Below are 510 nucleotides of genomic sequence, written 5' to 3' on the forward strand. Positions count from 1 at the left end.
AATTACCAGTCCATCAGGCAGACGCGAGAAAAAGAGCGCGATTACCAGCGCCACGACCTCTACGGTGCCGTCTGAGAGCAGTATCGCTGGGAGTGCGCGCTTGCCGTGATAGGTCTCCTGAACCTGCAGCTGCACATGCTGTCCGCCCACCATCGTCGTGTGCAGGTGTTGGATGTAGGGCAGCACGCTTTGCACCAAGCGTAGCAACCGCTCTCGTTGGCGAGGATCGCGCAGCAGTTGCTGAACCACCAGCGGTAGGTTCGCGCCGTCCTCGCTAAGTGTATGTGTGGACGCCACAGGAATCGCTTGCTTGGCTTGCTTGGGTGAGAAATCGTAGATCGTTATGTTCTCCCCAAACAGAAAAGGAGGCAATCCCAGCATCAGAGGCGTAATTCCAAACAACGAGGTGCTTGAATCCAGTTCAAATCGTTCGCCCTTACGAAAGCGCATGCGCAGGAGTTGAGAGTCTATTGGTGTAACGCGAACATTTTTCCCCTCGCGCATTATTTC

At 54.9% G+C, this 510-nt stretch carries 1 protein-coding gene; it reads right to left on the reverse strand.

Features of this window, described 5'->3' with window-relative positions; genetic code table 11:
- Positions 1-381, reverse strand: a 381-nt coding sequence (locus NW837_RS15750; RefSeq protein WP_414332648.1) for a hypothetical protein, incomplete at its 3' end; no start/stop codon positions are given.
- Positions 382-510 lie beyond the last annotated feature (129 nt).

This window comes from Synechococcus sp. R6-10 (assembly GCF_047461815.1).
Classification (GTDB): domain Bacteria; phylum Cyanobacteriota; class Cyanobacteriia; order Thermostichales; family Thermostichaceae; genus Thermostichus.